General features: G+C 66.1%; 7 protein-coding genes and 1 pseudogene. 2 read left to right on the top strand and 6 right to left on the bottom strand.

Annotated elements, in window-relative coordinates:
• Nucleotides 1–257 precede the first annotated feature (257 nt).
• Together M3O59_RS05685 and M3O59_RS05680 are read right to left on the bottom strand one after the other, a co-directional pair.
• On the bottom strand, nt 258–1,154 hold the full coding sequence (locus M3O59_RS05685; RefSeq protein WP_064634514.1) for a DnaJ C-terminal domain-containing protein: 897 nt from the start codon (nt 1,152–1,154) through the stop codon (nt 258–260).
• A 412-nt stretch (nt 1,155–1,566) separates the two neighbouring features.
• Nucleotides 1,567–2,043 (bottom strand): Hsp20/alpha crystallin family protein, encoded by a 477-nt coding sequence (locus M3O59_RS05680; RefSeq protein ID WP_005996158.1) that lies wholly within the window; start codon nt 2,041–2,043, stop codon nt 1,567–1,569.
• A 162-nt stretch (nt 2,044–2,205) separates the two neighbouring features.
• Here M3O59_RS05680 and M3O59_RS05675 point away from each other — a divergent pair, with 162 nt between their 5' ends.
• Both M3O59_RS05675 and M3O59_RS05670 read left to right on the top strand, forming a co-directional pair.
• Nucleotides 2,206–2,688, top strand: a complete 483-nt coding sequence (locus tag M3O59_RS05675) for a peroxiredoxin (protein WP_116906544.1) — start codon at nt 2,206–2,208, stop codon at nt 2,686–2,688.
• A gap of 42 nt (nt 2,689–2,730) precedes the next feature.
• Nucleotides 2,731–3,291: a ferritin-like domain-containing protein gene (locus M3O59_RS05670; RefSeq protein ID WP_116906543.1), complete on the top strand. Its 561-nt coding sequence runs from the start codon at nt 2,731–2,733 to the stop codon at nt 3,289–3,291.
• 348 nt (nt 3,292–3,639) lie between these two features.
• On the opposite strand, the gene pbpC is transcribed toward M3O59_RS05670, so the two are convergent.
• The 4 genes and pseudogenes from pbpC to M3O59_RS05650 form a co-directional block, all read right to left on the bottom strand.
• Nucleotides 3,640–6,063, bottom strand: a complete 2,424-nt coding sequence (gene pbpC / locus M3O59_RS05665) for a penicillin-binding protein 1C (RefSeq protein ID WP_116906542.1) — start codon at nt 6,061–6,063, stop codon at nt 3,640–3,642.
• A 102-nt stretch (nt 6,064–6,165) separates the two neighbouring features.
• Entirely contained in the window at nt 6,166–6,960 is a 795-nt protein-coding gene (locus M3O59_RS05660; RefSeq protein WP_116906541.1) for a CPBP family glutamic-type intramembrane protease, read from the bottom strand.
• Nucleotides 6,961–6,989: 29 nt separating this feature from the next.
• Nucleotides 6,990–7,397 (bottom strand): annotated as a pseudogene (locus M3O59_RS05655) (TonB-dependent receptor plug domain-containing protein); the annotation flags it as partial.
• A 368-nt stretch (nt 7,398–7,765) separates the two neighbouring features.
• Nucleotides 7,766–12,667, bottom strand: a complete 4,902-nt coding sequence (locus M3O59_RS05650) for an alpha-2-macroglobulin family protein (protein ID WP_181920636.1) — start codon at nt 12,665–12,667, stop codon at nt 7,766–7,768.
• Nucleotides 12,668–12,877 lie beyond the last annotated feature (210 nt).

Below are 12,877 nucleotides of genomic sequence, written 5' to 3'. Positions count from 1 at the left end.
GGTTCGATGGCGCAGGTCGAGGTCGACTGCCACATTACTGACCTATCGCACCCTCACCCCAACCCCTCTCCCGCGGGGAGAGGGGCTTATTCCTTCTCCCGTCGGGAGAAGGTGGCGCGTAGCGCCGGATGAGGGTACGGCTGCGGTTCGATGGCGCAGGTCAAGGTCGACTGCCACATTGCTGACCTACCGCACCCTCACCCCAACCCCTCTCCCGCGGGGAGAGGGGCTCTTCTAGCCCGCGCGGATCAGCTCACTCACACCGTCTCGCCGAACGCCTTGGCCAGATTCCGGTAGGCCTTTTTCTGCGCGTCGTCGGTCGGAGCCGGGGCCAGGATTTCCAGTTCCACGATCTGGTCGCCCGGGGTGGTGCCGGGCAGGCCGCGGCCGCGCAGTCGCAATTTGCGGCCGGCGTCGGAGTCGGCCGGCACCTTCAGTTCCACCGAGCCGCCCAGGGTGGGCACGCTGATGGTGGTGCCCAGCGCGGCCTGCCAGGGCATGACCTGCAGGGTGTAAAGGATGTTGCGCCCGTCCACCTCGAACTGCGGGTGCGCCGCGTATTCGATCTCCAGCAGCAGGTTGCCGCCGCCGTTGCCCTGCCCGCTCAGGCGGATCACCTGGCCCGGCTGCACGCCCTTGGGCACGCGTACGTCCAGCTGCTTGCCGTTGATGGTGATGCGCACGCTGTCGCCCGAATGCACCGCTTCCAGCGGCACTGCGAGCTTGGCACGGGTGTCGCCGCGCGCCTGCGGGCCGGCCCCTGCGCCGGGCCCGGCCCCCGGGCCGCGCGGCCGGCCGCCGCGCTGGCCGGCGAACAGGCTCTCGAAGAAATCACTGAAGCCGCCACCGGCCCCGCCATTGCCGAACACCTCTTCGTAATCGAAGCCCTGCCCGCCGCCGTAATTGGGCGGGGCCTGGAACTCGTCGCCCGGGCGGAACCCCTGCGCCTTCAACTGGTCGTAGGCCTTGCGCTTTTGCGGGTCGCGCAGCGCTTCGTAGGCTTCGTTGATTGCCTTGAACTTGTCTTCGGCGCCTGCTTCCTTGCTGACGTCGGGGTGATATTTGCGCGCGAGCCGGCGGTAGGCGGTCTTGATCTCCGCATCGCCTGCACTGGGCTCCACGCCGAGCGTTGCGTAGTAATCCTTGAATTCCATCTAATCACCTCTGGAAAAAAAACGGCCCGCAGCCGAGGCCACGAGCCAGTTCGAGCGGCCAGCACTCCGGTGGACAGCGCGTAGCGAGGCGGGCGATATGCAGACCTGCACCGTACGGGCGTACGTGCCGGGTTCGCATACCAGCCGCGCCCGCAACGCGGTCACGCAACCGAGGTGTTGGCCAATCTATTCGCAGCCGGGCGGACAACCGCGCCTATTCTACGGCGCGCCTGTCGCCGGGGAGCGAAGCCGGTGACTTCGCTCCAGGTCCAGCGTCTTGCAGCGGGCGGCAATGACCGGCAGGGCTGCCGGCCAGATGCCCCGGTGGCTGAGCCGGCCTGCGTGCACAGCACAGGCCAGCCCTGCCAGGACCGCGCGTCAATCAGGCGCGGCGCCGCGGTGCCCGCTGCGCTTACTGCACGGTGCTGCCGCTGGTGTCCTGACCGTTGCCGACCTGGATACGGCGCGGGGTGGCCGCCGGGCGCTTGGGAATGCGGATTTCCAGCACGCCGTTGTGGCCTGCGGCAGTGATGCCATCGGCATCGGCACTGTCGGGCAGTGCGAAACGGCGATGGAAGCTGCCGTAGCGGCGCTCGATACGCGAGAAACGCTCGGTTTCGGTGCTGGATTCGCTCTTGCGCTCGCCCTTGATCGACAGGATGCCCTTGTCCATCTGCACCTCGATCTGGCTCGGGTCAATGCCCGGCAGATCGGCGTACAGCACGAAGTGATTGGGCTCTTCCTTGATGTCCACGCGCGGCACCCACTGCGCGGTGACCACGGCCGATTCGTCGGTATCGCTGTTCTGCTCGAAGAAGCGGTCGAACACATGCTTGATCTCGTTTTGCAGGGCGTGGGTGGGCCACTGGGGATAACGAACGATATTCATTGCGAGCCTCCAGAAGGGTGGATGAAAGGGCCGGCGACCGCGGCATACGCAGTTGCGCCGGCCGTGTGCGTCACATAGGCGTCGCCGTGCGGATTTCAAGCACGTTGACGCGCTTTTCCCCCGCCACTTTCTAGAATTCGTTCAGCCACAGGAGCCTGCCGCATGACCGTCCACGTTGGTGACCGCATTCCCGAAGTCGTGCTCAAGCGCATGCGCGAAGGCATCGAGGCAGTCGACACCCACACCTTGTTCGCAGGCCGCAAGGTGCTGCTGTTCGCGGTGCCGGGGGCCTTCACCCCAACCTGCTCGGCCAAGCACCTGCCGGGCTATGTGGAACATTTCGACGAATTCCGCAAACGCGGTATCGGAGTGCTGTGCACTGCGGTCAACGACCCGTTCGTGATGCAGGCCTGGGGCCGCAGCCAGCTCATTCCCGAAGGCCTGCACCTGTTGCCCGACGGCAACGCCGAACTGGTTCGCGCGCTGGGCCTGGAGATCGACGCGAGCGGTTCGGGCATGGGCCTGCGTTCGCGCCGCTATGCGCTGTATGCCGACGACGGCGTGGTCAAGGCGTTGTTTGTCGAAGAACCCGGCGAATTCAAGGTCTCTGCCGCCGATTACGTGCTGCAGCACCTGCCGGATTGATGTATCGATTCTCCCATCCACTCAGAAGGAAAACGGCCAGCCATGTCTGATCAGCCAGCCAACGCAACTCCCGCCGGTATCACCGATACTGCCACCCTGCGCGCCCGCGCACGCCAGAGCATCGAAGACGGCGCCATCACCGAGAGCTACCACGCCGACCGCGAGGCAGTGATCGCCCTGCTCAACACCGCACTTGCCACCGAATACGTGTGCACGCTGCGCTACTACCGCCACTACTTCATGGCCAAGGGCATGTTGGCCGACGCAGTGAAGGGCGAGTTCCTGGAGCATGCGCAGCAGGAACAGGCGCACGCGCACAAACTTGCCGAGCGCATCGTGCAACTGGGTGGCGAGCCCGACCTCAACCCGGACACCCTGACCAAGCGCTCGCATGCCGAATACAAGGAAGGCACCGACCTGCGCGACATGGTCAAGGAAAACCTCATCGCCGAACGCATCGCCATCGACAGCTACCGCGAGATGATCGATTTCATCGGCGACAAGGACACCACCACCAAGCGCATTCTCGAAAGCATCCTGGCCCAGGAAGAAAAGCACGCCGACGAGTTCGCCGACATGCTGGAAGGCTGGATCGGCGAGTGAGGTGATCGGTGTGGTGCTGCGCACTGCATGCAGTACGCGCGCAGGCACCGTCGATCATTTGTACGTGCCTGCAACCGCGATGCGCTACGTCATGCCGGATGATTGCATCGGCATGACGTGGGCACCACGACAGCGATGACGAAACAGACGGGGCGCCGCGTGCGCCCTGTCTGTTTTCGGCGCATGTCGCACGACAACGCAACCACGCCCCTGTCGACACATCGCAATCTCGATACCCACCGCTTCTCGTAGGAGCGCCCTTGGGCGCGATGGGCCTTACCGATAACGCCAATCGCGCCCGGCGCACCGCTATGTGTCAGCTAGCGATCGATCACGCTGCTGCGGTGCTCAACGCAAAACGCGAAAACGCACCTGCGTCCATGCACCATCGCTGGCCATTGCGGTAAGCGTATGCATCCCGACTTCTTCGAAGTCTCGCTGGAATCCTTGTCGTCCGTTGGTCTGCGCGATCCAGCGGCCATCCAGCAGCCAGTCGATGCGCGCTTCGCTGCCCAGTGCGCGCAGTTGCAAGCGCACCGGGCGTGCAGTGTCGTTGGCGCGCGCGAGCGTGGCGCGGTCGCTCAGGCCGTCGATGCGCAGCACACCGCCGCCGGTCATGCGCCCGTCCGGCACGCAATCTGCAGCCAATGGCGGCAGTTGCGCAGCTGCACGTTCGGCGGTGCTGAGCCAGGGCGATACCAGCGCCGGCCAGCGCGCCACTGCGCGCGACGCACGCGCGTGCGGCTGCGCGCAGTCCTGCGACAGGCGTTGACCGCTGCGTGCGTCCACCTCGAAGTGCAGCTGCCCGCTCTGCCACAGGCGTGCATCGCGTTCGGCAAAGGTGGGCGGCACTGCGCCGTCGAGCGCGTAGGCGTCGGCACGGCGCGCGCACAAGGGCGGCGGTGTTTGCTCGGCAGCGCCGCCCAACGGCCAGCAGATCTGCACGGGCTGCACCGTGGACGGCATTGGCAACGGTGCACTGTCGCCGGCACTGCGTGGCAAGGCATCGATGACTTCGAACATCAACGGCAACGCGGTCACTGCCCCGTATTGGCCCGGCAACGGCGTGCCGTCCGGCCGCCCCACCCAGACGCCAACGGTGTAACGCCGCGTGCCGCCAATGGCCCAGGCATCGCGGTAGCCATAACTGGTGCCGGTCTTCCATGCCACGCCCGGGCGCGCGGCGGTATCGAAGGTACCGCTGCCGTAGCCGGGGCGCGGATTGCTTTGCAGGATCTCGCGCACGATCCAGGCCGCACCCGGCGACATCAACCGCCGATCGATGCGCGCATCGTCCGGCGTATAGCGCACACGCCCGGCGATGCCGCCGCGATTGAGCGCGGCGAACGCGCCCACCAACTCCTGCAGCTGCGCGCCGGTACCGCCCAGGATCAACGCCAGCGAGGGGGTGCGGCCGGACGGGAAATGCAGTGCGATGCCGGCATTGGACAGCCGCGCGGCAAAGCGTGCCGGGCCAATGCGATCGAGCAGATCCACCGCCGGCACGTTCAATGACAGGCGCAACGCAGTAGCCGCACTGACCGGCCCGTTGAAGGCCGCATCGAAGTTGCCGGGCCGGTAGTCGCCAAAGCTCTGCGGCGCATCCACCAGCAGGCTTTCGGAGTGGATCAGGCCATCGTCCAGCGCCATGCCGTACAGAAATGGCTTGAGCGTGGAGCCCGGCGAACGCCACGCCTGCACCATGTCCACATGACCCAGGCGTTTGCGGTCGCCGAAGCTGGCCGAGCCGACATAGGCGCGCGCCTCCATCGTGGCGTTGTCGACTACCAACAAGGCGGCCGAGGTACGCTCGGGTAATTGCGAAAAATACGTGGCCACGCGCTCTTCCAGCGTGCGCTGCAACTCCACATCCAGCGTGGTGACGATACGCGCTGCACGCGGCTGCGCGCTGTGCAGGCGCTGGGCAAGCAAGGCCGCATGCAACGGCGGCTTGAGCGAGCGTGTGACCACCGGCTCGATGCGCGCATCGTCCACCTGCGCGCGCGACCACACGCCCAGCTCCACCATGCGATCGAGCACCTTGTCGCGCGCCCGTTGCGCCGCTTCCGGGTGACGGTCCGGGCGCAGCCGGCTGGGCGATTGCGGCAGCACCGCCAGCAACGCGGCTTCGGCCTGCGATAACGCTTTCGCCGGTTTGCCCAGATACGCCCAGCTGGCCGCTTCCACGCCTTCGATGGTGCCGCCGTAAGGCGCGCGTTCCAGATACAGGTTGAGAATCTCGCGCTTGCTCAGATGCGCTTCCAGCTGCAGCGCACGCAGCAACTGCTTGGCCTTGCCCCATGGCGTGCGCGTGTGCGGGTCCAGAATGCGCGCCACCTGCATGGTCAGCGTGGAACCGCCGGACACGATGCGGCCCTGCCCGATCCACTGCCCGCCGGCACGCAGCAGCGCCCACGGATTGACGCCGGGGTGGCGCCAGAACCAGCGGTCTTCGTAATTCAACAGTGCCTGCAGATACAACGGCGACACGCTCTGCGGCGTGGCCGGATAGCGCCAAACGCTATTTCGGTCGGCGAACGCACGTAACGGCGTGCCGTCGCGCGCAACCACCAAGGTGGAGGTGTCGCGCGACTTTGGCAGCGGCAATGGGAAGGCCAGGTCCAGCAGCAGCAAGACGCTCAGCAGTGCTGCTGCGCTCCAGCGCAGCCATTTCAACCAGGGCCGGCGCCCTGGTCGGCCTGGCTCCTTCGTTGCTGCCGGGCGCTGCGGCGTCCGCTCTGTCCCTGCCTGCGCCTGAGATTGCTCTTCCATCCTGCAAAGGATGCAGGGCAAACCGGTTTTCGGCCACTGCTACGTCACAGAAGGCGCGAGGCAGGGGCGAGTTACCAGGCGACGCTGCGTGTTGCCGACGGGTTACTGGACGCGGCGCGCACCAGCGGCCACTGGCACAGACGCCATCCCGCGCGGCGTCACGAACGCGCGTAGCACGCCCATGGCCAGAAACACCGCCGACAGGCGCAATGCCATGCCCAGCCAACCGCTGGCCGCCGAGTCTGACACTGCAAACACGGTCCAGGCTGCATTGAGCGAGGCATGCAACACCCAGCCGCTCCAGAGCGCGTAGCCGTCCTGCGCATCCACAATCGCAAACAGCAGCGCGCCGATCGCGGTGATGGCGAAGATCAGCAGCGCCTCGCCACCGCCGCCACCCGCGCCAAGCCAGTGCACGCAACCGAAGACGGCCGCCTGCACCGGCGCGGCGATCGCCGGACGCCAACCGAGCGCACGCGTCGCAAACACGAATCCGAATCCGCGGAACACGATTTCCTCGGCCAGCGGGAACAGCAGCGCCAACCACAACAGGCCGCGCAAATCGTCCGTCCCCATCGAGGCGGCCTGCGTCCACAAGCCGAGCCAGCACGGCACGGTGGCGAGCAGCGTCAGTACCGGGCCGCGCAACCCGCTCCAGCGCAGCCCCAGCCGCGCAGCGATGTCGGCAGGCGTACTGCGATGAAGTAGTGCGGCCGCGATCAGCACAGCCACCACGCTGAGCAAATTGTCGGCAATTCCGCCGCCGTAGGGCACCGGGATCTTGGGAATGGGCAGACCGATGGCCTTGGCGATGTCGCGGATCTGCAGAGAGACAACCAACACGACCAACCACACCAGATGCCTGACTATCGGCCAGGCACGGAACATGAGCGACATGCAGACATCCTTGAGCGCAACTGTCGGCCCGACGGCCCCAGACCACGCAACACCGGCGTGGCCGCTTCATCGCGCGGATGCTCGTTGTCGGTGGCCGGCAACACCGACAAGCCGGGCACGCGGCGCAGCGCCTCGACGATGGTGCTGTCGGGCAAGGCGCGTACGTCGGTGGCGCTGATCACATCGGTGATGTTGGTCGCCGCGCGCTTGCTTTCCACCGCGGCGGCATTGGCACGACGCACGCCGGTGACCTGCATGGCATCGAGGGTCTGCACACCTGATGGAGTGGTGGGCAGCGCATCGGAGGAGGTAGGAACTACGGGGTCGACTGGAACCGCCGTACCCTCGCTGGCGTATGCCTGCGGAGCTGGCGAGCAGGCCGCGATGGCCACGGCAAGACCGGACAGGTGTACACGGTACGAATCGGGACGCTGCATGGAATCCCGTAAGTCGCGCAGCAATCACGCCGCGCCGATGAGAAAGCACGCCACCGTAGCCCGTAAAAATGACCCTTGCGTGTCGCGCGCATCGCATCGAAAAGACAATGCGCAGTGATGTCCCAGCGGGCGAAGCAAGCACTCAGCAACTACCTGGAACTCGCCCGCTGCAACGATAAGCCCCTCTCCCACCGGGAGAGGGATTGGGGTGAGGGTACGGGGCGAAGCTACTCCTGTCGTTCCAAACACGCCAGGCTGCACACGTACCCTCATCCGCCCCTACGGGGCACCTTCTCCCAACGGGAGAAGGGTAGCTTCAGCGGCCGACCATCCTCATTCTCCCGACGGGATAAGACCCAACGCATCACTTACGGCTGCACCACCGTCATCGTGGCCGGCGTACTGCGGCCTACACCGCGTAGCTCGGGCCGGTACATGTCTTCCGCCAGCGATGGCGGCACCGTGTACGTGCCCGGCGTGACTGCGCGCACCAGGTAATACACCTGCGCCTTGCTGCCGGAGGACAGCGCCAGCGCGGCCACGTAGCGGTCGTCGCGGAACTCTTCGTGCTTGACGTCGGCGGCGCTGGAACGCGCGCTGATGCCGATGCCGTCCACCACCACGTCGGCCCATTGTTTGGCATCGCCGAGATTGAAATTCTCGATCTCCAGGCCGGCCGGCAACAGGTCGGTAAGCAATGCGTCCGGCATGCTGGTGTTGGCAGTGATGATGACGCGCACGATCAACGCTTCGCCTTCCTTCAATGGGCGCGGTGTCCACGGTTTGCCGTCGGTGGTGTACCAGCTGCGCTCCACGCTGAGGTTGCGCGTGTCCGGCTCCGGTGCGCTGCGCGGAATGCCGGCCACTTCCAGGCTGGCGTACATCGGTGCCTCGCCTTGCGGCGCAAACTGCACGCCGCGCGCCAACGCTGCACTGTCGAAGCTGCGCCCGAACACACGTGCCGGCGCGATCTGCTGCACCGCATCGCCGATGGTCAAACTGCCCGAGACCTGCTTGCCCTGCCCGACCATCAAGGCCTTGCCCAACCGCGCCAACGCCACCTGCTCCTGCGTGCTCAGCCACAGCCAGCCGGTGGCGCGACGTGCGTCCAGCGCGCGTCCCAGTGCCACCGCACGGGTGTCGTACTCGGGCTTGGACAAGCCGCGCTCGTGCAGCAACGCCATCATCAAGGCATCGTCGCGGATGGCGCTGCCGTAATCGGCGAAGTACGGCGGGCGCTCGCTGCTGTCCTTGGCAAACCCGGCCTTGATCGCCGCATCGCCCCGCTTGGTGTCGCCCTGCAGCGACAAGGCGATGCCCAGATGCACCAGCGACAGGCCAGTGAGCGCCTTGTCGCGCTGGTTGTCGTACAGCGCGCGCAAGGTGCCCAGCGGAGCGCGATTGACGCGTGCCAGCACATAGCCCGACCAGGCCTGATTGGCGAACTTCAAGTTATCGCGGCGGTCCTGCCCGTAGAACTCGTTACCGCCGGACAACAGGTCTTCGCTGAGGCGATTGAGCGCCTTCTGCAGCACGTTGTCGGGCACCGCAAAACCCGCATCCTTGGCATCGAGCAGGAACTCGGCGATGTAGGGCGTCAGGCCCGGATTGATGTAGCCATCGTCGCCCCACATCGAAAAATGCCCGCTGGCGATCTGCATCGACGCCAAGCGGCCAAACGCACCTTCCATGCGCGCACGCCGGGTCGCCGCGTCCAGCCCCTTGCTGCCGAGCGCCTTGGCGGTGGCATCGTCGAGCAACAGCGCTGCGTAGCCCTTGCTGGTGGTCTGTTCGGCGCAGCCGTACGGATACTCCAACGCGCCTTGCAGGGCGCTGGCGAACGGAATCGGCGGCAACGCGCTGACCACCATGCGCGCGGTCACCGAGCCAGACATCAGGCCGTCGGCAAAGCCGCTGTCCAGGGTGATCGGCGCCAACGGGTCGAGCACGCGCGTCTGCGCACGCAACACCTGCGGCCAGCCGGCGCGCACCGGCAGCTCATAGCTGCGGTCGACCTTGAAGCCGTTGCCGTCCACGCGTACGCGCACCTTGGCCACGCTATAGCCTTCGGTGGCGCTCAGCGGGAAGCTCAGCGTCTGCTTGGCGTCCACGCCCAGCTTGACACTGCGCGCCGCCTCGGCGATGGCGAGCGGGCCGATGCCCTCCACGCGCACGTTGAACTCGCCCGGCTTGCCGGTGAAGTTCTGCACATCCAGCGTCACCGTGCTGCGGTCGCCTGGCGCCATCACCCGCGGCATGCTGGCTTCGGCCAGGATCGGCGCGCGCACGATGGTTTCCATGTCGCGGTTGCCATAACGCGTGTCCGAGTACACCAATGCCGACACCCGCAAAGTGCCGTTGAAATCCGGCACTGGCAGTTGCACCCGCGCATTGCCACGGGCATCGAGTGTCACCGAGCCGGAGAACAGGTCCACCGTCTGCACGCGCGCGGTCGGGCGCTTGGCCTGCGGCAAGGCTTCCAATGCCATGTCGCCACCGAACTTGAGCTTGCCGCTGGCGCCTTCAAAACTTTCGATCACCCGCCCGTAGATGTCATAGGCATCGGTACCCAAACGACGTTGCGCGAAGAACTGCGCGTTGGCATCGGGCACCGGGAAACGGGTGATGTTGAGGATGCCCACGTCCACCGCCGAAATGGTCACGTGCGCAGCCTTGCCGGCCAGCTCGGGCACGCTCACCGTCACCGGCAAGGGTTGCTCGGGACGCATCTGTTTGGGTGCGGACAAGCCCACCGCCACACGCCGTGCCTTGCGATCCATCGGCACATAGGCCACGCCCACCGCACGTGCCGGCGTGATCTTGCTGGGCGCACTGCCGCCGCGGAAGACCAGTGCGGTGACATACACATCGTGGCGCTCCCACGCCTCGGTCACCGGAATCTCGAACGTGCTGCCCGGCTTGACGTCGATGTCCTGCACGTACAGCAGCGTGTCGCTTTCCACCAGCAACACGCCCTTGCCGGCATGCGGCGGGGTCAGCGTCACTTTCAGCGTATCGCCGGCGCGGTAGCCGGTCTTGTCCAACGCCAGCTTGACCTTGTCCGGGCGCGCATCCAGGCCGCGGTTTTCGTCGTTCCAGCTCCAGCCCGCACGGAACGGGTAACGCGTGGTCAGCCCGCTCGCCGGGTCGAACACATCCAGGCGATATTCGCCCCACTCCACCGGGAAATCGATCTTGGCATTGACGCTGCCCACGTCGAGCGTGCGCGTGTCCTTGTTTTCGAAGCGCCGGGTGAAGTCGTAGTCCCAGTGGTTGTCGGTGTAGTTCCAGTGGTAATCGCGCAGCTCGCGTACCAGGGTGACCTTCAGGCCCTTGGCCGGCTGCGGCTTGCCGTCGGCATCCACGCGTGTGACCTCGAAGCGCGCCGTGCCATTCGCATCGGCGCCGTCTTTGTCGTCGAACAACGGGCGCACGCCGACCAAAGCCTTGGCCGGCCACAGCACACGCTTGAGGGTGCGGGTGACGGTGCGCCCGCCGGTTTCATACACGCTGCCGGAGACGACCGCGGCAATCGTGCTGACCGGCTTGGCTTCGGCCGGCAATGCGATGTCTTCGCGCAGGATGCCGTCGCTGCCGAACTCGGTGTCGATCACGTCCTTGGCGTCGCGCGGCAACTCCAGCGTGGGGTCGCCGAAGAACCAGCCCGGCAACGATTCGAGCGGATGCTGCTCCACGCTGACCGCCAACTTGGCGGTGAAACGGTTGCCATCGGCCGGCGCGCCGTACAGGTATGCGGCGTTGGCCACCAGCTTGAACGGCTGCCCTGCACTCAAGGTCTTTTGCGTGCTGTCCAGGTCCAGCTTCATGCGCTCGGGCAGGAACTCTTCCACGCGCACGGTCATGCCCTGCACGGCGTCCTTGCTGGCCGGGTCGGTGCGGAATTCCACCTGCCAGCGGCCGGTTGGCGCATCGGCCGGAATCTGCTGGGTGAATTCGAAATAGCCCTGTTCGCCGGGCTGCAGTTTGGTCTCGCGAAACGTCTTGCCGTCCGGTTGTTTCAGACGCAGGAACACCGGCTGCGGTTTGGTGGGCTTGCCGTCGTTGTCGCGCAGGATCGCCGACACCCGCATGGTTTCGCCGGGGCGGTACAGATCGCGGCCGGCCCAGGCGAACACGTCGAACCACGCGCCCTGGCGCCCGGCTACCGCAAATTCGCTCAGATCCAGCGCCGGCTGGTTGAACGGCAACACCGAGATACCGGTCTTGCTGCGCGCAGTCAGCACATGGCCGGCGTCGAGCGTGTAGTTGAGCAGCGCATTGCCGTTACCGTCGGTGGCGCCCTTGAGGAACAGCTCGCCCTTGGCATCGAGGATGCGCACTTCCACGTTCTTGATCGGCTCACCGCTCTGCAACGAGGCGGTGTGCACGAACAGCTTGTCCCTGTAGGCGCGCGTGTGCAGGCCGATGTCGCTGACGGTGAAGAACGACGTCTCCTGTTCGTTCTCGAAGCTGCCGGCGCGCTTGATCACCGCAAAGTACAGGCCAGGCTCCTGCAGCTCCTTGATGTCCTGCGTGGGCAGGTAGGTCAGCACACGCTCGTTCTGCTTGCCGCCCAGGATGAAACGGTTGACGTACACCGGCTCGGCCAGCTTGGACAGCGGTTGTTTGTCGTTGTATTCGCTCTCCAGCTCCCAGCTGCCACGACGGCCGCCGCGCTGGAACTGCTGGAAGAACGCCGGAAGCGACTTCTCGCGCACGCGCAGGAACTCGACATCCACTTCCGGCACGTTCACCGACACCACCGGCAGGCCGCGGCTCTCGCGCGCCGGCAGCACACTGCCCTGCGAAGCGAACCCGGCCACAGGCTTGAGTTCGCCGGTGTAGACCTTTTGCTTGAGCGGCTTGCCCAGGCGGCTGCCGTCGGCGGCCAGCAGGTTGCCGTCGACCAGAACCGTATAGTCCTTGGCCGCTTCCACGTACGGATAGCGCAGCGTCTTGCCGTCCTCGGACAGCGACCAGCTGCTGTCGCCGGTGCCGACCTTTTCTTCGAAGCGCACCAGCGCATCGAAATCCTGCGTACCCACCAGCGGACGCGAAAATTCCAGCGCCAACGACAGGCCGTCGCCGGTCTGGTCGGGATAGGCACGCGCCAACGCAAACCCGGTGATGGCCTGCTTGTCGGCCTTGATCGCCTCGCCGCTGGCGGCAGGCAGCTGCCCGCTTTCGTTGCGCTTGCACGCCACCGCGCCGATCGCCACGGTCAGCAGCACCACCCACAGCAGCATGCGCCGCGTGCCCGACCGCATCATCCGTGATCCCTGGCTGTCCATTCGTGCTACCCCATGACTGAGGACGCAAGTATAGCGATGCCGTTCACGTCACCGATGGTGGCATGGGAGGACGCAGCGACTTGCCGATGGGCGGCGATGATGCGCCACCGGGCCAGCGCTGCGATGGCACCTGCGTGCCCGACCGACGGTGAGCGCAGTGGTTTGACGCCGGTCCATGGCAGATCGCTG

It is taken from the genome of Xanthomonas nasturtii (assembly GCF_023337365.3).
GTDB classification, from domain to species: Bacteria; Pseudomonadota; Gammaproteobacteria; order Xanthomonadales; family Xanthomonadaceae; genus Xanthomonas; species Xanthomonas nasturtii.
This window is presented reverse-complemented; position numbering and strand designations above follow the sequence as displayed.